18 protein-coding genes are annotated in these 20,178 nt (G+C 57.0%); 5 read left to right on the forward strand and 13 right to left on the reverse strand.

Features of this window, described 5'->3' with window-relative positions:
* Positions 1 to 4 precede the first annotated feature (4 nt).
* Both rplY and MOQ06_RS06560 read right to left on the reverse strand, forming a co-directional pair.
* Positions 5 to 289, reverse strand: coding sequence for a 50S ribosomal protein L25 (rplY, locus tag MOQ06_RS06555; RefSeq protein WP_148419877.1), 285 nt, complete (start codon positions 287 to 289; stop codon positions 5 to 7).
* Between the two features lie 125 nt (positions 290 to 414).
* Complete coding sequence (locus MOQ06_RS06560) at positions 415 to 2,175, reverse strand: DEAD/DEAH box helicase (protein WP_242172094.1); 1,761 nt, start codon at positions 2,173 to 2,175, stop codon at positions 415 to 417.
* 151 nt (positions 2,176 to 2,326) lie between these two features.
* On the opposite strand from MOQ06_RS06560, the gene rsuA reads away from it, so the two are divergent.
* The 3 genes from rsuA (at position 2,327) to MOQ06_RS06575 (ending at position 4,870) form a co-directional block, all read left to right on the forward strand.
* Positions 2,327 to 3,034, forward strand: coding sequence for a 16S rRNA pseudouridine(516) synthase RsuA (gene rsuA / locus MOQ06_RS06565; RefSeq protein ID WP_176609871.1), 708 nt, complete (start codon positions 2,327 to 2,329; stop codon positions 3,032 to 3,034).
* A gap of 15 nt (positions 3,035 to 3,049) precedes the next feature.
* Complete coding sequence (locus MOQ06_RS06570; protein ID WP_148419874.1) at positions 3,050 to 4,249, forward strand: Bcr/CflA family multidrug efflux MFS transporter; 1,200 nt, start codon at positions 3,050 to 3,052, stop codon at positions 4,247 to 4,249.
* Between the two features lie 276 nt (positions 4,250 to 4,525).
* Positions 4,526 to 4,870: a YejG family protein gene (locus MOQ06_RS06575; RefSeq protein WP_148419873.1), complete on the forward strand. Its 345-nt coding sequence runs from the start codon at positions 4,526 to 4,528 to the stop codon at positions 4,868 to 4,870.
* A gap of 3 nt (positions 4,871 to 4,873) precedes the next feature.
* Here the strand turns inward: MOQ06_RS06575 and yejF are convergent, their stop codons facing one another.
* The 9 genes from yejF to MOQ06_RS06620 form a co-directional block, all read right to left on the reverse strand.
* The gene (gene yejF, locus MOQ06_RS06580) at positions 4,874 to 6,463 is read right to left on the reverse strand and encodes a microcin C ABC transporter ATP-binding protein YejF (protein WP_242172095.1); all 1,590 of its coding nucleotides are present in this window, start codon (positions 6,461 to 6,463) and stop codon (positions 4,874 to 4,876) included.
* Position 6,464: 1 nt separating this feature from the next.
* Complete coding sequence (locus MOQ06_RS06585; protein WP_193355618.1) at positions 6,465 to 7,490, reverse strand: microcin C ABC transporter permease; 1,026 nt, start codon at positions 7,488 to 7,490, stop codon at positions 6,465 to 6,467.
* A complete protein-coding gene (locus tag MOQ06_RS06590; RefSeq protein ID WP_148419870.1) occupies positions 7,490 to 8,584 on the reverse strand; it encodes a microcin C ABC transporter permease YejB in 1,095 nt (364 codons plus the stop codon). The genes MOQ06_RS06585 and MOQ06_RS06590 overlap by 1 nt, the downstream gene beginning before the upstream one ends.
* Before the next feature lie 9 nt (positions 8,585 to 8,593).
* Positions 8,594 to 10,399 (reverse strand): extracellular solute-binding protein, encoded by a 1,806-nt coding sequence (locus MOQ06_RS06595; RefSeq protein ID WP_176609873.1) that lies wholly within the window; start codon positions 10,397 to 10,399, stop codon positions 8,594 to 8,596.
* A 75-nt stretch (positions 10,400 to 10,474) separates the two neighbouring features.
* Complete coding sequence (locus tag MOQ06_RS06600) at positions 10,475 to 12,028, reverse strand: cyclic di-GMP phosphodiesterase (RefSeq protein WP_176609874.1); 1,554 nt, start codon at positions 12,026 to 12,028, stop codon at positions 10,475 to 10,477.
* A gap of 127 nt (positions 12,029 to 12,155) precedes the next feature.
* Complete coding sequence (gene mepS, locus MOQ06_RS06605) at positions 12,156 to 12,725, reverse strand: bifunctional murein DD-endopeptidase/murein LD-carboxypeptidase (protein ID WP_148419867.1); 570 nt, start codon at positions 12,723 to 12,725, stop codon at positions 12,156 to 12,158.
* A gap of 416 nt (positions 12,726 to 13,141) precedes the next feature.
* The gene (locus tag MOQ06_RS06610) at positions 13,142 to 13,855 is read right to left on the reverse strand and encodes a phosphatase PAP2 family protein (protein ID WP_193355616.1); all 714 of its coding nucleotides are present in this window, start codon (positions 13,853 to 13,855) and stop codon (positions 13,142 to 13,144) included.
* 32 nt (positions 13,856 to 13,887) lie between these two features.
* Complete coding sequence (locus MOQ06_RS06615; protein WP_242172098.1) at positions 13,888 to 14,874, reverse strand: GTP-binding protein; 987 nt, start codon at positions 14,872 to 14,874, stop codon at positions 13,888 to 13,890.
* A 123-nt stretch (positions 14,875 to 14,997) separates the two neighbouring features.
* Positions 14,998 to 16,464 carry a fructuronate reductase gene (locus MOQ06_RS06620; RefSeq protein WP_242172099.1) on the reverse strand — a complete coding sequence of 489 codons (1,467 nt, stop codon included), beginning with the start codon at positions 16,462 to 16,464 and terminating at the stop codon, positions 14,998 to 15,000.
* 205 nt (positions 16,465 to 16,669) lie between these two features.
* Here MOQ06_RS06620 and uxuA point away from each other — a divergent pair, with 205 nt between their 5' ends.
* Complete coding sequence (uxuA, locus tag MOQ06_RS06625) at positions 16,670 to 17,860, forward strand: mannonate dehydratase (protein WP_148419863.1); 1,191 nt, start codon at positions 16,670 to 16,672, stop codon at positions 17,858 to 17,860.
* A gap of 80 nt (positions 17,861 to 17,940) precedes the next feature.
* Here uxuA and yeiP read toward each other — a convergent pair whose 3' ends face one another.
* A complete protein-coding gene (gene yeiP / locus MOQ06_RS06630) occupies positions 17,941 to 18,513 on the reverse strand; it encodes an elongation factor P-like protein YeiP (RefSeq protein ID WP_008500940.1) in 573 nt (190 codons plus the stop codon).
* A gap of 164 nt (positions 18,514 to 18,677) precedes the next feature.
* Here yeiP and MOQ06_RS06635 point away from each other — a divergent pair, with 164 nt between their 5' ends.
* A complete protein-coding gene (locus tag MOQ06_RS06635) occupies positions 18,678 to 18,932 on the forward strand; it encodes a zinc/iron-chelating domain-containing protein (RefSeq protein ID WP_039274169.1) in 255 nt (84 codons plus the stop codon).
* Here MOQ06_RS06635 and setB read toward each other — a convergent pair.
* Entirely contained in the window at positions 18,929 to 20,110 is a 1,182-nt protein-coding gene (gene setB, locus MOQ06_RS06640) for a sugar efflux transporter SetB (RefSeq protein WP_148419862.1), read from the reverse strand. The two genes, MOQ06_RS06635 and setB, sit on opposite strands and share 4 nt — an antisense overlap.
* Positions 20,111 to 20,178: the final 68 nt, after the last annotated feature.

Genomic DNA, 20,178 nt, shown 5'->3' on the forward strand with positions numbered 1-20,178 from the left:
GCGATTACGCGCGAACGAAGTCGATGTGAGTCAGTTTTGGCTTGAACGCGTGACGCTGAACAGCCTGAACCTTCACTTTTTCTTCTTTACCGCCAACAACGATGGTCAGAACTTCGCTGTAGAATTCAGCTTTGTTCTGCATGTTCCATACTTTGTCGTGATCCAGTTCGATAGCAACTGGAGCAGCTTCGCCACCGTAAACGATAGCCGGGAACTTGTTAGCGTTACGCAGGCGGCGGCTCGCACCCTTACCCTGCACGTTACGTACTTCTGCTTCGATAGTGAACATTGATTTCTCTCTGTATTTAAAACCCTACTACAGGCGACCCAGCAGCAGGTGAGTGTTCTGCCTCACGGATGTGAAGCGGGCGGCATTTTATACTCAAATGGCGCGCGCATCAACGAAAAGTCCCGTTAACCGCGCAATTCATTTGCCCGGCGGAGCCGTCCTTCATAGTCAAAGACCTTCTCACGCACCTGCCAGAACTGGCCTTTTTTGCGGGCGACAACGAAATCAGGATGGCGCAGCAGCGCCTGCTGATGCACGATGTCGGCAACGGTTATCCAGCGCAGCGGCACGCCGGGCGTGCGGGTATGAGGGCGGATAAAGAGCTGCTCGAAAGCGGTTCGCTGGGCGGGCGTCTGAATCCTGAAGCGCTCGCTCACGTCCGCCCCGTCCTCGTCATAATAGGTAATCTTTAGCCACTCGCCTTTTTCATCCGCGCCGGGCTGCAGCGCCATGCCGGAACAGCGCAGCACCAGCGCATCTTTCAGCTTCAGCGCCGCTTTCAGCATGTCGTCCGGGTCTACCAGAACCGTGTTGCACTCGCGGCAACGGCGGGCGGCGATATCGTTCTCGGCGTTGCACTGCGGACAGTTTTTAAAGCGAAAGCGGAAGTCACACTGTTCGCGATGGCCTTCATCGTCTTCAAACCAGCCCTGGCAGCGGCGGCCAAAGTGTTCAATCAGCGTGCCGTCGGCGGTGGTTTTCCCCCAGAAGGTGTTGGCAAACCCGCAGGCCGGGCAAAATACCTGTACCGGCACGTTGTCGCTTTTGCCTTTTGGCGTGCCCACTTCAGGGGAGTAGAGATCGTGCGGATTACCGGCGTAATCAAGGATCAGACAGTCGGTTTTGCCCGGGGCCAGGCGCAGCCCGCGCCCGACAATCTGCTGATACAGGCTGACGGATTCGGTCGGGCGCAGAATCGCAATCAGGTCGACGTGCGGGGCGTCAAACCCGGTGGTTAATACGGAGACATTCACCAGATAGCGGAACCGCTGGGCTTTGAAGGCCTCAATCAGGCTGTCGCGCTCCGGGCCGGGGGTTTCACCGGTAATCAACGCCGCGTCGCTTACGGGCAGCAGCCCCGTGATTTCGCGCGCGTGTTCGACGGTGGCAGCAAAGATCATCACCCCTTTTCGCGTTTGGGCGAACTCTTCAATCTGGCTGACGATATGCGGCGTGATCCGCTTCTGCTTTTTCAGCTCGTGATTAAGGTCCGCTTCGCTGAACAGCCCGTTACTCTGCGCCTGCAGGCGGCTGAAGTCGTACTGCACCACCGGCATATCCAGACGCTCCGGCGGCGTCAGGTAGCCGTGCTTGATCATGTAGCGCAGCGGAAGCTCATAGATGCAGTCGCGGAACAGGGCTTTCTCATCCCCGCGAACCATGCCGTGATAATGAAACTGATAAATCCAGCCCTTGCCCAGCCGAAACGGCGTGGCGGTCAGGCCAAGCAGACGTAAGTGAGGATTCACCTCTTTCAGGTGCGTGAGGATTTGCTGATACTGGCTGTCGTCGTCATCGCTGATGCGGTGACACTCGTCGACAATCAGCAGGGAAAACTCGCTGCGGAACAGATCCAGGTTGCGGGCCACCGACTGCACGCTGCCAAACACCACCTTGCCGTGGCTCTCCTTGCGCTTCAGCCCGGCGGCAAAGATATCGGCCTCCAGGCCGAGCGCGCAATATTTGGCGTGATTCTGCGCCACCAGCTCTTTGACGTGCGCCAGCACCAGCACGCGCCCGCGCGCCAGACGTGCCAGTTCGGCGATGACCAGGCTTTTCCCGGCTCCGGTCGGGAGCACGATGGCGGCAGGTTCCCGGTGCCTGCGAAACCAGGCGAGGGTGGCGTCAACGGCTTCCTGCTGATAGGGGCGTAGTGTAAAAGTCATGACATCTCTATTCAGTTAACTCGCATATAGTATGCCACGAAACTTTTTCCCTTGAGTGGCGCAACCAGACCATTATACTGAACCGTTTCTGACTGCTTCTTTTTCGGACGCGTAGTCCGACTTCCAGCACCATTAAGGCTAAAAAGATTTCATGCGACTTGATAAGTTTATCGCTCAGCAACTCGGCGTAAGCCGCGCTATTGCCGGGCGTGAAATTCGCGCCAGCCGCGTAACCGTGGACGGCGACATTGTGAGAGACAGCGCTTTTAAACTCCAGCCTGACCACCAGGTGGAGTATGACGGCAACCCGCTGACCCAGCAGAACGGCCCGCGCTATTTTATGCTCAACAAACCGGAAGGTTACGTGTGCTCAACGGACGATCCGGATCACCCGACGGTGCTCTACTTCCTTGATGAACCTGTGGCGCACAAGCTGCATGCGGCAGGGCGACTGGATATTGATACCACCGGCCTGGTGCTGATGACCGATGACGGTCAGTGGTCGCACCGTATTACCTCCCCGCGCCATCACTGTGAAAAAACGTATCGGGTGACGCTTGAGTCGCCGGTCTCGGATGACACGGCAGAGCAATTCGCGAAAGGCGTTCAGCTGCATAATGAAAAAGATCTGACCAGACCGGCGGTGCTTGAAATCATTACCCCAACCGACGTGCGCCTGACCATCAGTGAAGGCCGCTATCACCAGGTGAAGCGTATGTTTGCCGCCGTGGGTAACCACGTTGTGGGCCTGCACCGTGAACGTATCGGCGCGATTGAACTCGATCCGGAACTGGCGCCAGGTGAATATCGCCCGCTGACGGAAGAAGAGATCGCCAGCGTCGGGCTGCCATCACGCTAAATTCAGGAGAACCCTGTGACCACCAGGCCACACTCGTCGTTTAAAATCGTGTTTATCCTTGGCCTGCTGGCCATGCTGATGCCGCTGTCTATTGATATGTACCTGCCCGCGCTGCCGGTGATTTCCGCGCAGTTTGGCGTTCCGGCAGGCAGCGCGCAGATGACGCTCAGCACCTACATTCTCGGTTTCGCGCTCGGCCAGCTTTTTTATGGCCCCATGGCAGACAGCCTGGGGCGTAAACCCGTTATCCTCGGCGGGACGCTGATCTTTGCCGCGGCGGCGGTGGCCTGCGCGCTGGCGCAGAGTATCGATCAGCTGATCGTGATGCGTTTCTTCCATGGCCTGGCGGCGGCTGCGGCAAGCGTGGTGATTAACGCGCTGATGCGCGACGTCTATCCGAAGGAAGAGTTCTCGCGCATGATGTCGTTCGTCATGCTGGTCACGACAGTTGCGCCGCTGGTTGCCCCCATGGTGGGCGGGGCGGTGCTGGTGTGGTTTAGCTGGCATGCGATTTTCTGGATCCTGGCGATTGCCGCGCTGCTGGCATCGGTGATGATCTTCGTCTTTATTGATGAAACGCTGCCCGTCGAGCGCCGTCAGAAGTTCCACGTCCGTACCACGCTTGGAAACTTTGCCTCGCTGTTTCGCCATAAGCGCGTCCTGAGCTATATGCTGGCCAGCGGCTTCAGCTTTGCCGGGATGTTCTCGTTCCTGAGCGCGGGGCCGTTTGTCTATATTGAACTCAACCACGTTTCACCCCAGCACTTTGGCTACTACTTCGCGCTGAATATCGTCTTCCTGTTTGTGATGACCATCATCAACAGCCGCTTTGTCCGGCGGGTAGGGGCGCTGAATATGTTCCGCGCCGGGCTGTGGATCCAGTTCGTGATGGCCATCTGGCTGGTGGTGAGCGCACTGCTGGGCGTTGGCTTCTGGGCGCTGGTGGTGGGCGTGGCGGCGTTTGTGGGATGCGTGTCGATGGTCTCTTCTAACGCGATGGCGGTGATCCTCGACGAATTTCCCCATATGGCGGGCACCGCTTCGTCGCTGGCGGGGACGTTCCGCTTCGGTATCGGCGCCATTGTCGGCGCGCTGCTTTCAATGGCGACCTTTAATACCGCCTGGCCGATGCTGTGGGCGATAGCGTTCTGCGCCACCAGCTCCATTCTCTTCTATCTTTATGCCAGCCGGCCGCGTAAGACGGCGCATAAATAAACAGTTAAGGCCCGGTACGGGCCTTTTTGTTGACCCATATCAACCAACCCTTCGTTCGTTTACCCTGTGTTTGTTTCTTTTATGTAAAATCTATTTATGTAAAAAGTCACACCATTGTATTTAAAAAGGTTGAGTTAGATCGCAGAAACGGGTACATATAGCGCCGACGTGAGCCTGTAACGCTTATAAAATCTGCTAAATAGTGCAGGCTGGCGATGATGTGTTACTATAAATGTAAATAAATTGTGAAGTAAATTTGCTTCCGGGGAAATGAACGTGAATACATTACAACTCTCCATTGTCCATCGCTTGCCCCAGAGCTATCGCTGGTCAGCGGGTTTTGCAGGTTCGAAAGTTGAACCGATTCCGCAAAGCGTTGCAGGGGGAGATAATTGCCTGGTGGCGCTCAAGCTGCTCAGCCCGAGCGATGAAAATGCGTGGCCGGTAATGGAGCGTCTCAGCCAGGCGCTGACGGACATCGAAGTGGACAGCTCCGTGCTGGAATGCGAAGGGGAGCCGTGCCTGTTCGTCAACAGCCAGGACGAATTTGCCGCGACCTGTCGCCTGAAAAACTTCGGCGTAGCGATCGCCGAGCCTTTCTCCGGCCACTATCCCTTCTGAGTGCTAGTCAGCGGACAATAGCTGGCGCGTGTAATCCTGCGTCGGCGCAGTGAATACGCGCTGGCACTCACCCTGCTCAACGACCTCTCCCTGTCGTAACACAATCACCTGATGGCAAAGCGCGCGCACCACCTGTAAATCGTGGCTGATAAAGATATAGGCCAGCCGATGTTTTTCCTGTAACCCCTTCAGAAGCGCCAGGATCTGCGCCTGCACGGTGCGGTCCAGCGACGACGTGGGTTCGTCCAGCACGATCAGCGCCGGTTTCAGGATCAGCGCGCGGGCAATCGCAATGCGCTGGCGCTGCCCGCCGGAAAACTCGGCCGGGTAGCGGTGCCGGGTTTCGGGATCTAAACCCACTTCCGCCATCACCCGTTTCACCTCGTTTTCACGCTGCTGTGCCGTCAGCGCAGGCTGGTGAACGCGCAGGCCCTCTTCAACAATCTGCAATACGCTGAGCCGTGGGTTAAGCGACGAGTTAGGATCCTGAAATACGACCTGCATCCGCGGGCGGACGGGCAGCAGCGCGCGGCGATTCAGGTTTTGCAGCGGCACGCCGTCAAAAACAATGCTGCCCCGGGAAGCGATTAAGCGCAGCAGCGCCAGGCCGGTGGTGCTTTTTCCGGAGCCGGATTCACCCACCAGACCCAGCGACTCGCCCGGACGCAGCGAGAAGCTCATGTTTTTCACCACGGGGTTGCAGGCGACCACGCGGCGGAAAATGCCTTTGCGGATCGGGAACGACACCGCCAGATCCTCAACCTTCAGCAACGGCGCGCTGCCGGCGTCCAGAGGAACCGGGTCGCCGGAGGGTTCGCTATCCAGCAGGCGCTGCGTATACGGGTGCTGAGGCGCGCTCAGCAGGGCAGATGCCGTATTCTGCTCAACGCAGCGGCCGTTTTGCATTACGGCTACCGCGTCAGCGAGCTTTCTCACGATGCTCAGGTTGTGCGTGATAAATAGCAGGCTCATGTTCAGCTCGTCGCGCAGTTCGCGCAGCAGCTGGAGAATTTGCGCCTGCACCGTGACGTCCAGCGCGGTGGTCGGTTCATCGGCAATCAGCAACTCGGGACGCGTCAGCAGGGCCATAGCAATCATCACGCGCTGGCGCTCGCCGCCGGAAAGCTGGTGCGGGAAATCGTTCAGCCGTTTCGCCGCATTGCGAATGCCGGTACGTTCAAGGCAGTCGAGGATCTCGCCCCGGGCCGCTTCTTTGCGCATTCCCCGGTGGAGCGACAGCACTTCCCAGAGCTGTTTTTCCAGCGTATGCAGCGGGTTGAGCGACACCATCGGCTCCTGGAAAATCATGGCTATCCTGTTGCCACGGATGCCGCGCAGGGTGCGCTCGTCGGCGTTCAGCAGCGATTGTCCATGGAACAGGATATCCCCCTGCGGGTAGCTTACCGGCGGGGAAGGCAGCAGGCGCAGCACCGACAGCGCCGAGACGCTCTTACCTGAGCCGGATTCCCCGACCAGCGCCAGCGTCTCGCCGCGCTGGATCTGCAGCGATAAATCCGTCACCACGGTGCGCGACTCGCCCTGTTTTGAAAACGCAATCGACAGATTTTCAATACTCAGAAGGGGCCGGGTCATGTCATACCGCCTTGTTGGGGTCGAAGGCATCGCGGACGGCTTCGCCAATAAAAATCAGCAGGGAAAGCAGCACCGCCACGGAAAGAAAGGCGGTGATGCCCAGCCAGGGAGCCTGGAGGTTGTTTTTGCCCTGCAGCAGCAGCTCGCCAAGGGATGGCGACCCCAGGGGTAAACCGAATCCGAGGAAATCAAGCGACGTCAGGGTGGTGATGGAGCTGCACAGTATAAACGGCAGGAAGGTGAGGGTCGCCACCACCGCATTGGGAAGCATATGGCGGAAGATGATCGCGCGGTCGCTCACGCCTAACGCCTGCGCGGCGCGGATATAGTCGTAGTTGCGCGTGCGCAGAAACTCCGCGCGCACGACGCCGACCAGCGCCATCCAGCCGAACAGGACTGTGATCCCGAGCAGCCACCAGAAGCCAGGCTGCACCACGCTCGACAGCAGGATAATCAGAAACAGCGTCGGCATGCCGGACCAGACCTCAATCACGCGCTGTCCCCACAAATCGATTTTCCCGCCGTAATAGCCCTGTACGGCGCCCGCCACGACGCCCATCACGCTTGAAAAGAGCGTCAGCATCAGCCCAAACAGAAGCGAGATGCGGGTACCGTAGAGAATGCGCGCCAGCACATCGCCGCCGTTCGCGTCCGTTCCCAGCCAGTTTTGCGATGACGGCGGAGAAGGGAAGGGGGTGGACGTGGCAAAGTTAATGCTGTTCGCGCCAAACCGAATGGGAGCCCAGAGCGCCCAGCCGTGCTGCGCTATCTGCTCGCGCAGCCAGGGATCCTGATACTCGGCCGGTGTCGCAAACGGGCCGCCAAAATCGCTTTCGGTGTAGCTGGCAAGCACCGGCACGTACCAGCGGTCTTTGAAATGCACCAGCAGGGGCTTATCGTTGGCAATCAGCTCCGAACACATACTTAAAACGAACAGTACGGCGAAGATCCACAGCGACCAGTAGCCGCGACGGTTGTGGCGAAAGCGGGCCCAGCGGGCCTGGTTGACGGGGCTTAAACGCGACATCAGCGGCCCTCAAAGTCGATACGGGGATCGACCAGCGTATAGCTGATATCGCTGATGATATTCAGCAGCAGGCCGATCAGGGTGAAAATATAGAGCGTGCCGAACATGACCGGATAATCACGGGAGACGGTGGCCTCATAGCCCAGCAGCCCTAATCCGTTCAGGGAGAACATGACCTCTATCAGCAGCGAGCCGGTAAAAAACATGCTGATGAACGTGGCGGGAAAACCGGCAATGACCAGCAGCATGGCGTTACGAAAAACGTGCTTCCACATGATCTGCTTTTCGCCAACGCCCTTGGCGCGCGCGGTGACGACGTACTGTTTGCGGATCTCATCGAGAAAGGCGTTTTTGGTCAGCATCGTAAGCGCCGCAAAGCCGCCGATCACCGTCGCAAGCACCGGCAGCGTGATGTGCCAGAAGTAATCGGTGATTTTTTGATACCACGGCAGGGTGTCGAAATCAGCTGACACCAGCCCGCGCAGCGGGAAGAGGTCGAAGTAGCTGCCGCCGGCGAAAAAGACAATCAGCAGCACGGCGAACAGAAACGCCGGGATGGCGTAGCCGATGATGATGAACGTGCTGCTCCAGATATCAAAACGGCTGCCGTTGTGGACCGCTTTACGGATCCCGAGCGGAATGGAGACCAGGTAAATAATCAGCGTTCCCCACAGCCCGAGCGTGATGGAAACCGGCAGGCTTTGCTTGATCAGGGTTAACACCGAGGCGCTGCGAAACAGGCTGTCGCCGAAATCAAAGCGAACGTAATCCCAGAGCATGCTGAAATAACGCTCGTGAAGCGGCTTGTCGAAACCATAACGATGGGTGATCTCGGCGATCACTTCCGGATCCAGCCCCCGGCCGCCCCGGTAGTGACTTTCACTGATATTCCCCACGCCGGTGCGGGCATGGCTGGCGCCCATCCCTTCGCCGCCGCCGCCCGGCATGCCGCCGGCGTGGCCAAATTCTATTGCCGCAATCGCCTGGTCGACCGGTCCGCCAGGAGCAATCTGGACGATGAAAAAGTTGATGGTGATGATGGCCCACAGCGTCGGGATAACCAGCAGCAGACGGCGGATAAGATAAGCGCCCATCGTAATTCCTTAACGCCGCTCTGCGGGCAGTTTTGCGGCTTTATTCACGTCATACCACCAGGTGTCAAAGCCCAGGGTGTAAACGGGACGCACGGCAGGCAGGGAGAATTTGTCCCAGCGCGCCACGCGATCTTCACCCATATACCACATTGGCAGCATGTAATAGTTCCAGGTTAACACCCTGTCGAGCGCGCGCCCGAGCGGCAGCAGTTTTTCTTTGTCGCCCTGGGCGGCCACGATTTTCGCAATCAGGGCATCGACCACCGGGCTTTTGACGCCCGGGGCGTTATAGGAGGAGTCAATATAGCCTGATGCCCAGGAGATTTGCAGATCTGAGCTCGGCCACGGCTGCGCGGCCCACAGGCTTTGCATCATGTCGTAATCGCGGCTGCGCTTGCGGTTGGTGAGCTGGGCCATATCGACCTGGCGAATATTCATCGTTACCCCAAGCCGGGCAAGGTTCTTCTTAAAGGGCAGCACCCACTGATCGTTTGCCCCGGAGGCAATCAGCAGTTCGAAGCTCAGCGGTTTACCGGTTTGGGCATTGACCCGCTTCTGATTTTTCAGCACCCAGCCCGCCTCATCCAGCAGGCTGCTGGCTTTCAGCAGGTTTTCGCGGTCAAACCCGTTGCCGTCAGAGGTAGGCGGCTCAAATACGCGGGTAAACACTTCCGGCGGCAGTTCCGCTTTTAGCGGGGCCAGCAAAACCAGCTCATCCGCGTGGGGATAATCCCGGGCGGCGTACTCGGTATTCTGGAAATAGCTGTTAGCCCGGCTGTAGGCCCCGTAAAACAGCGCCTTGTTCATCCATTCAAAATCAAACGCCAGGGTAATCGCTTCGCGCACCCGACGATCGTGAAAGACCGGGCGCTGAATATTAAACGCCAGCCAGCGCGTGTCCTGCGCGGATTCGTTTTTATGTTCGTCCTTAACGATGTAGCCTCTGTCGAAGTTTTTGCCGATATAGCGAGTGGCCCAGTTTTTGGCGCTGTTCTCCACGCGCAGATCAAACGCGCCTGCCTTAAACGCCTCAAAGGCCACGTTGTCGTCAAGATAGTAGTCGTAGCGGAGGGTATCGAAGTTCCAGCGGCCGCGGTTTACCGGCAGCCCGGCAGCCCAGTAGTCCTTCACGCGGGAATAGATCACATACTGGCCCATCCGCCAGTCGGTGATGCGATACGGCCCGCCGGCTAACGGCGGGGTCGAGAGAGGATCGCTCAGCTTGTGGTGCTTCCAGAATGACTCGGGCATCACGGGCAGTGAGAACAGGCTCAGCATATTCTCTTTGTTCGGTTCGCTCAGCTCGATTCGTACGGTCAGCGGAGCGATGGCCTTTACCGTGGTGCCTTTGTACACCAGACGAAACTGGGGAACGCCCTCGGTCATAAATTTATGAAAGGTGAACGCCACGTCGCGGGCGCTAACCGGGGTGCCGTCGTGAAAGCGCGCCCGCGGGTTAAGGGCGATTTCTGCCCAGCTAAAATCGTCGGCGTAACGCACGTTCTCGGCAACCAGCGGATAATAGCTGCCGGGCTCGTCGTCGGAGGTAACGAACAGCGTGTCGTAAAGCGATTCGGTCCGGGCTGCCGCCACGCCGCGCAGGGCAAAGCGGTTAAAGTTATCAAACGTGCCCGTGGCGGAAAGCGTCACGCTCCCGCCTTTGGGCGCGGCGGGATTCACGTAATCGTAGTGGGTAAAGTTAACCGCGTATTTCGGCTCGCCTATGACGGCAAAGGCCGTGCTTTCTTTGATGGTCTGCGCCTGGCCGGGCAGGCTCACCAGCGCCAACAGCATCAGTACAACGCGCATAATCATAGTGCGGCGGATCCCTTTGTTCACAGGCAGGCTCGGTTGAACAGAATAATAAGTGACTGCGCCGCGATTGTGAAATTATTCCCCGAGCGTAACGCTGGGCTGCCACGTCTTAAACTGCTCCAGCGGCATCGGGCGGCCGATCCAGTAGCCCTGGAGATAGTTCACGCCGTGCTCGCGCAGCCACGCCGCCTGCTCCGGCGTTTCGACACCCTCTGCGACGGTTAACATATTCAGGCGTCCCGCCAGCGTCAGCACCGCATCAAGCACTGGCGAGGTCACGGTTTCCGTCCCAATGGCGTTCACGAAGCCGCGATCAATTTTCAGGTAATCCATCGTGAAGCGTTCTAAATAGATGAGCGCGCTGTGGCCGGTGCCAAAATCGTCGATGGCGATTTCAAATCCTTCATCGTGCAGCCATTCGAACAACTGGTTAGCCTCGCGGTGGTTGATCATGTCGCGCTCGGTTATTTCCAGCACAATCTGGAAGTGATCGGGGGGAAGGGCGGCGGCAAACGCGCGCATATCCTCTTTAAAGCTTTCCGAATGCAGATGACCGGGCGCGATGTTTATCCCAAACTTGGCGCCGGGGGGAAGCAGGGTTTGCAGAACGGGGGCATCGCGCACGATAAGGTCAAAAAGATGCAGCGTCAGCGGAACAATCAGCTTCTGCGCTTCGGCAAAATTGATAAACGCGTCCGGTGGGATTTCCCCCATCACCGGGTGCTTCCAGCGCATCAGGACTTCCAGCCCGGTCATCCTGAGCGACTGCGCATCCACGACCGGCTGATAGACAACGTAGAACTGGTCGCGCTTGATGGCCGTGAGGATCTCTTTTCCGGGATTAAGTCGAATAGTGAGAATATAGAAGTTCAGCAGACCTGCCGCGATGCCGCAGACCAGGCCGAAAAACACGGCGTAGAGCAGTTCATCGGTCGTCCACTCTTGCGCGTAGACGTTTACGGTCAGAGGAATATTTTTCAGCGTGGCGGTGCGGGCAGGGACGTCGGGCAAATCCCGCGCCTGAACCAGCATTCCGGACTGGGTGGATAACGCGGAATCGCCAATAACGATCGATATTCCGGCAAATTCATCCTGACGTGACGTATAGAGAAGGTAAGGCGTCAGGTTGATGTTCACGGAGGTAAATACGCCGCCGTCTTTCACCAGCGGATTACGATACCAGATGGCGATCGCGGGCTTATCCGGGAGCATGGGCGTGCCCGGCAGAAGCGCGATATCAACAGGTTTGCTGATATGTAGCTGAGGGATAAGCGTTTCCATCGGGGTATTCATCGGACCTGTTGCCGAGGAGCAGAAGGCCTGTTTATCCCTGACCAGCAAAAAGGCGCGCACGTTAAGGCTGAAGGCCGCGCGCGAGGTCAGCGCCGCGCTGACTTCGTCACAGCTGTTCAGCGTGAGCGGCTGGAGCGTATCAATGGAGGTTTTGAGCTCGTCGAAAAAGCTCTCCATGTAGACGCTTAAATCCGTAATGAGGGTATCGTACCTGACTTCTCGCTTGTGATAACTCCAGTAAAACTGTAACGCACCCAGAAGCAGGGCGGTAAATAACCCCGTCAGAAAACTGAGAAACAGTATCCTGCGGTTACTGGAGAAGTAGCGGGTAAACATAGATGTCGTGATTCCTGAAATGCCGCTGAATAACTATCAGTGTAACGGGCAAAAAAAAACACTGCCGGAGCAGTGTTTTTTTTATCGTATCGCCAGCCAAGGGATAACCAACGATACGACAGCAAGATTAACTGCGGCTCAGAACGCGGCGCGCTTCGTTGTAGCGCTTCTTCCAGTAAGGCTCGTTCATGCTGGAAATCGTCACACCACTGCTGGTGGAGGCATGGACAAACTGATCGTTACCGATATAGATGCCAACGTGTCGACCGGTTGAACCCGCTTTGAACAGAACTAAATCCCCGGTGCGCAGCTTAGAACGCGAAATGGACTTGCCCATCTCCTGCTGTTCATAAGTAGAACGCGGAAGATCTAACCCAAACTGCTCGCGGAACGTACGCTGCACGAATGCGGAACAGTCTATACCTTTCTTGGTGCTGCCGCCCAGGCGATAGCGCACGCCCTTCCAGTCAGCATACTGGTCCATAATGCGGGACTTCACGTCCAGATTACGTACCATATTTTCAAATTCATCCTGAGAGGCTTGCAGTGAAGAGGAATCTTCCATTCCCACAACACGCGTCTCAGGATGCATATTCCTGGCGGTATTGGTTGTACTACATGCCGAAAGCAGAACCGCTACTGCAATCGCCGGGATCCCCCGCATGATATATCTCAAGATTGGTTGAGATTTGACCATTTTGTTTATTTTCCCTTGAAGTCCTTAACGAAAAAAATCGTTATAAAAATGCCAACCGTGACGAGACTAATTATCTGTTCACAATGAGACAATTCTTTATGGTGAAAACTGTGGCGCAACGCACAAAATTATTCACCACGAAAATAATTATCTCCGTGGGGCAAAACGAGTTCGAGGTTAACCGATTGCAAGGGGCATTGCGAGCAAAAAAGTCTGATTTTTTATAAGAAATTGTGATACACAACGTTACAGCGCGCAATTGCTCAAAATAGCGTCGAAGATGCCCGTAAACCCTGCAATTGCTTCATTTTTATCACGAACGGTATGACGGGATGATGACAGCGTGGCGCGCGTCGGAGACGAAATAAATCAGGGATCGAAAACAATCCCTGATGAATGATGTTAATTTTGGTTATTTATTTGTTTTCGGTTTGTTTAAATTTACCGGGAAGATAACGATCAAACATCATTATTAAGCGATCGCTGAGGGGGGTCATCAGAACCCATGGTAAACCAATCAGCACCGCCGTAAGCGAACCCACCGCGATATCGGTCAGCCAGTGAGCGCCAATCATCACCCTCGGGAATGCAAATATCACCACGATCGCCAGAGCTACCGCGAAGGCTTTTTTACCGAAATAGCGCAGCATAAAGCCGGCGAAAATCAGCAGCATCATACCGTGGTCGCCCGGGAAGCTATCCTTAGAGGCGTCTTTTGTCGGAATGTGCAGCAGCTCGCTGACGCGGTTAATATTCGGGAAGGTGAGCGACGGGCTGGCGCGTTTAACCGGCATCAGGTGCTGCGCCAGCTGGTTGATGATGACCGCGGACAGCAGCATCACCAGCCCGATAATCAGAATGCGTCGACGACCCGCGCTGTCCTCTTTTAGCCAGAAGGAGAGCATCAGGCAGCCCATTGCCAGCAGCGAACAGCCGTCAAAGGCGCGGTTGTTGGTGATCGCGACCAGCCACAGGAAGGCCTCACTCTTCGCCAGCGCCTGGTTAAAGAAGTGGAAAAGACCAGAATCCAGCGGGAACCAGAAGCCGTGATCCACCGGGATATACCAGGAGAAAAAGATCGCCAGGCCGGCAGCATTAAGCAATAAAATAGCAGGAAGTCGAGTCGTCATAGTCTTCAGCACGCAATAAACCAGGGGCAACGTTAGCCGCCCGAACTTAAACGAAGCTTCAACAGGGTGGACTGAAGAGCGTTCCAGTCGGCGTTAACCGCACTTATTAACTCTATTCGGCTGTCGGGTGGCGCAACATTCTGCGTTTCAATGAAGAAATCCTCGCCCTGACGGTTAATGCGAACCAGCCCATCCGGGGTGCGCATGATCCCCTTAACCCGTTCAACCGGGGCCAGCCTCGCCCACTCCAGTATGCCAATGGTATCGAAAACCGTGTCGGCGTCGAAGATCCACCCGCACGCCTGATGCCCCTGGCCGCTGTTCAGGTTACGACGCCAGCGCTGATGTTCTGACAGGCTCAGCGCAGCCAGACCGTGCTTCACGCCGTGGCTATGGGAATGCGCCGCGCTGGCAGGCAGCGGCGTCTGGTTGAGGCGGGGGAGATCCAGCAGGGCGCCATCGATATTACCCTGAGTCGCCTGAACAAGCTGACGTCCGCCGCCAGCCTGCTGCCACCAGGCCTCGAACGCGGCCTGACTCTCGGCCGTCGCGCGATCGGATTTATTCGCAACGATAATATCTGCCGAGGCGAGCTGGTCGCGGAAATTGTCGTTATTGACCGCTTTTTCATCCAGCAGCTGGCGCGGGTCGAGCAGGCAAAGCGTCGCGCGGAGCTCAAGCCAGGGCTCGTATACCGGCGCGGTCAGTAAATCGAGAATTTGCTTCGGATGACCCAGCCCGGTAGGTTCAATCAGCAGGCGGTCCGGTTTGCCCTGACGCAGCAGCGTATTAAGCCCGACCTGCATCGGCAGACCATTCACGCAGCACATACACCCGCCCGGGATCTCTTTTACCATCGCGCCGCTGTCGGCGAGCAGCGCGCCGTCGATGCCGACTTCGCCAAATTCGTTTACCAGCACGGCCCATTTTTCCGACGGATCTTTATTGGCCAGCAAATGCAGGATGGACGTAGTTTTACCGCTGCCGAGAAAACCGGTGATCAGATTGGTTTTGGTCACGTGCGCTCCGATAGATAATTATGATGTACTAACAGCTATCTATCATCCTGACGAAAAAAACGGGCATTGAGAAGAGGGAGGGCGAACGGAGCGCAATGCCGTTCGCCTTAAACGCAATAATCGCTAAATTTTTAACGTTTCGATAACGGCCTGACGCGCGCCGAGGCGGGCGATGCGCCGGTACGCCCCGGCTATCGCGTCGACAAAGACAGGATTTTGCGGCAGGTCGTCGCCAAAAATTTCTTTCAGCGTCAGCAGGGCGTTAACGCGCTCCGCGTCGCTGCTGGCTTCAGCAATCGCCCTAAACTTTTCGCTCAGCGGATCGCGCACGTCAATGGCGTTGCCCTGGTCGTCCGTCCCGCTGACGTAGCGCATCCAGCCTGCGACGCCCAGCGCCAGCAGTGGCCAGGGGGTCTGGCGCGCAAGATGCACGCGGATCCCGTCCAGCATGCGTTGCGGCAGCTTCTGGCTACCGTCCATTGCAATTTGCCAGGTGCGGTGCTGTAGCGCCGGGTTCGCAAACCGCTCGATGAGGCTGTCGGCATACGCCGTAAGATCGACGTCGGTGATGCGCAGCGTTGGCGCCTGCTCGTTCAGCATCAGCCTGCGGGCGGCCTCGCGGAAGCTGTCGTCCTGCATACATTCATTAATATGCGCGTGTCCGGCAAGGTAGCCGAGATAAGCGAGGAAGGAGTGGCTGCCGTTCAGCATCCGCAGCTTCATCTGCTCCCAGGGCAGAACGTCCTGCACCATCTGCACGCCTGCGGCTTCCCACTCCGGGCGTCCGGCGACAAAGTTATCTTCCACCACCCACTGAATGAACGGCTCACAGCTGATGGCACACGGATCGTCAACGCCCAGCTCCCGGGTAATTTCCGCGAGCGAGGCGTCGGTGGCGGCGGGAACAATTCTGTCGACCATGGTGCCAGGGAAGCTCACGTGCGCCTCTATCCAGCCGGCCAGCTCTGCGGACCGCTTCGCGGCCATGCCGAGTACGGCGTTTTTCACAACGTGGCCGTTGTCGGGGATATTATCGCAGGAGAGCACGGTAAACGCCGGTAGCCCCCGCTCCCGGCGGCGATGAAGCGCTTCGACCAGGATCCCCGGCGCGGAATGCGGCTCGGAAGGGTGTTCCAGATCGTGAAGTATGCGGCCGTTTTGCATGTCCAGCCTGCCGGTTGCCGGATCGATGCAATACCCCTTTTCGGTAATGGTGAGCGAGACAATCGCCACCTGCGGTTCGCAGAACTTTTCGATGATGGCGGCAAGCGAGTCGAGTTTCGCATTCAGGCATTCATTTACCGCCCCGACGATGATGGGCTGGTTGCCATCGGCGCCTTTCTCCAGCACGGTGAACAGATGATCCTGCGCCCTAAGCTGGCTCATGAGGACATCGCCGCTAAAAAGGCTAATCTCACAAATACCCCAGTCGCCTCCTCTGGCGTTAAGTACCCGGTTTGTTAACAGCGCCTGATGCGCCCGATGGAACGCGCCGAAGCCGAAATGGACGATGCGGGAGCGCAGTAGCGCGCGATCGTAGCGGGGCTGCTGGACGTGGGCAGGAAGCGCGGTGGAGGCAATAGTCTTCATGAAATACACACCTTATTAACCATTAATTAACAATGCCAGTGTAAAGTTATATGACAACAAATTGAATTGGTAAGCCGTAAATATCCCCGTTATGTGAGTTTGATCAATCAATGCCGCCTGCTGTATTGACCACTGACGGTAAACATGTATGGTAGTCGTCATCGAAGATATTCATATTGGTATAACAACTTGCGAGGGTGGGGCAATGGAACAAACCTGGCGTTGGTACGGGCCGAACGATCCGGTTTCTCTTGATGATGTGCGTCAGGCTGGCGCAACGGGTGTGGTCACGGCGCTGCATCATATTCCGAACGGCCAGGTGTGGCCGGTTGAGGAAATTCAAAAGCGTCAGGCACAGCTGGCCGAGAAAGGGCTAACCTGGTCTGTTGTGGAAAGCATTCCGGTTCACGAAGATATCAAAACGCATTCCGGCGAGTGTGAAACCTGGATTGCGAACTATCAGCAAAGCATTCGTAACCTGGCGGCCTGCGGTATTGATACCGTCTGCTATAACTTTATGCCGATTCTGGACTGGACGCGTACCGATCTGGAATATGAAATGGCGGACGGTTCAAAGGCCCTGCGCTTCGATCAGATTGCCTTTGCGGCTTTTGAGCTGCACATTCTGAAGCGTCCGGGTGCGGAAGCAGATTACACCGCCGATGAGCAGCAGCAGGCGCTGGCGTGGTTCAATGCCGCCAGCGAAGCGGAGAAAGAAAAGCTGGTCCGCAACATCATCGCTGGCCTGCCGGGTGCGGAAGAGGGGTATACCCTCGACAGGTTCCGCGCGCGCCTGGCGGAATATGGCGATATCGATAAAAACCAGCTGCGCGAAAACATGGCGCACTTCCTGCGCGCTATCGTGCCGGTGGCTGAAGAGGCTGGCGTGCGGCTGGCGGTTCACCCGGACGATCCTCCGCGCCCTATCCTCGGCCTGCCGCGTATCGTATCGACCATTGAAGACATGCAGTGGCTGAAAGAGACAGTGGATAGCATCTACAACGGCTTCACCATGTGTACGGGCTCTTACGGCGTGCGTGCGGATAACGATCTGGTGCGGATGATTGAAACCTTCGGCGATCGCATTCACTTTACGCACCTGCGCGCAACCTGCCGTGAAGAGAACCCAAAAACCTTCCACGAAGCCGCGCACCTGGGCGGTGACGTGAACATGGTTGCGGTGGTGGACGCCATTCTGACGGAGGAGGCGCGCCGTAAGAAGGCAGGGGATTTACGTCCTATCCCGTTCCGTCCGGACCACGGCCACCAGATGCTGGACGATCTGCGTAAGAAAACGAACCCAGGGTATTCGGCGATTGGCCGTCTGAAGGGCATGGCGGAAGTGCGCGGTATTGAGCTGGCGCTGAAAATGACGAAATATCCAGAGCTGCTGTAAAGCATATTGTCAGCTTTCCGACCTGCCAAAATACAAAAACCGGCCTCAGGGCCGGTTTTTCGTGAGATACGCTGAGCGTATCAGTCAGCGCGACCCATATAGCGTTTTTCTTCGATATGGATGCGGATTTTCTCACCAGCAGACAGATATTCTGGCACCTGTACGACCAGGCCGGTGGTCAGGGTAGCCGGCTTGTTACGCGCGCTCGCAGACGCGCCTTTGATGCCCGGTGCCGTTTCAACGATTTCCAGATCGACCGTCTGCGGCAGCTCCAGCGCCAGCAGCACGCCGTCCCAGGTCAGCACCTGCATGTCCGGCATCCCGCCTTCAGGAATGAACAGCAGCTCTTCTTCAATCTGATCTTTGGTGAAGATATACGGGGTATAGTCTTCTTTATCCATGAACACGTATTCGTTGCCGTCGATATAGGAGAAATCAACGTAGCGACGGGTCAGGGTCACGGTATCCACGATATCGTCACCTTTGAAGCGTTCTTCCACCTTCAGGCCGGTACGGACGTCGGCGAAGCGCATTTTGTACAGCGTTGCTGCGCCACGGGCGCTCGGTGCCTGAATATCGATATCTTTCACAATCAGCAGTTTGCCGTTGTAATTCAGTACCATACCTTTCTTAATTTCGTTCGCTCTTGGCATTGCAGTAATCCTGTTTACGGGAGGTAAAAAATATCGCGCCAAATTACTCGCGCGCGGCCTTTCAGGCAAGCGGAATTCGTGGGTTTTGCTATCAATACATAAAAGGTGTTACTGTGCGCGCAATGCCCGACCGCACGGGCGTTTGCCACCAGCAGAGAGCATTTATGGATTGTCGTTCCGACTGTGGCGCGTGCTGTACCGCACCGTCCATCTCAAGCCCCATTCCAGGAATGCCCGAGGGCAAGCCTGCCAATACCCGCTGCGTTCAGCTCTCTGATTCCAACCTGTGTATGATCTTTGGCTCGCCCCTGCGCCCGAAGGTGTGCTCCGGCCTACAGCCAACCGCCGAAATGTGCGGCAGTACGCGGCAGCAGGCCATCACCTATCTTCTTGAGCTGGAAGCGCTCACCGCGCCTTAAACGTCCTTAATACGCGTCAGGCAGCCTAGCGTCAGGACGCACATCACCAGCGCAATCCAGAACACCGTATGATAGTTCCAGATTTCAGCCACGATGCCCGCCAGCGAGCCTGCAATAATCCAGCCCACGCGGGTGGTATTAGTATAAAGGGTGGTGGCAGCGCCTGCCTGACCCGGCATCAGATCCTGGAAGTAGAGCATGCCGATACCGGCCAGAATGCCGATATAAATGGCGTTCAGCAGCTGTAAAGCAAGAAGCAGGGCGGGCGTATGGACCGTCAGCATGCCGACATAAAACAGCAGCCCGGCAGCGGCGGCAATGCGCATCAAAAAGCGCTTTCCGAAACGCTTCGCGTAATAGCCCGCAATCAGCATGGTGGGGATCTCAAGCCCTGCGGCGGTACCCATCATGATCCCGGCCAGCTTCTCGGGCAGATGCAGCTCATCAATAATAAACAGCGGCATATTAATGATATACAGGCTGTTCGTTCCCCACATCAGCGTACAGATAATGAATAACAGCAGCGCGTCGCGCCGGTTACGCCGCGGTGCTTCCAGCGTACCGGTCGCCACTTTTGGCTCTTTACGCATGGATGGCAGAAAGAACCAGACCATCGCGCCGCACACCACGAAGGCTACCGCCGCGCTGAGGTACATCACCGTAAAGCCAAAACCCATTGCCAGCGCGTAGGCGAGCGGGGGACCAATCACCCACGCCAGCGACACCTGAGCGCGCAGTATCGAGCTGAACATCACCGCTTCCCGCCCGGTACGGTCGGCGTGCTCGCGGGCAAGGGCGAACATCTGCGGGTTGGCGGTGGAGCCGAAGCTGCTCAGGAACACGCCCACAAACAGCAGGATGAAATAGTTACGGTTCCAGGCAAACAGCAGGCAGGCAAACACCCCTAGCAGGCAGCAGAACACGATCAGGCTTTTGCGGTCGCCTTTGCGGTCTGAACGCCCGGCAAGAAACTGGCTGACGAGAATGCCGATGATGGCGCTCCCGGTAAAGAAGAAGCCGACCATCGCCGGACGCGCGTGGACTTCATTGGTCAGAAACAGGCTCAGGGTAGGCGTTTGTAACGCACCGGCAATCCCGGTGAGGAAAGCGACTATCAAAAACGCCGTTGACGTCAAATCAAAGGGCTTTGGTGAGGCGGCAGCGGGGGTGTTATGCATGGTCAGTATTTGCGAGTGACAGGGAGACGCGGAGTTTACGCCGCCCGTCATTAAATAAACAGAGGGTG

Source organism: Enterobacter sp. I4, from assembly GCF_022669095.1.
Classification (GTDB): Bacteria; Pseudomonadota; Gammaproteobacteria; order Enterobacterales; family Enterobacteriaceae; genus Enterobacter; species Enterobacter pasteurii.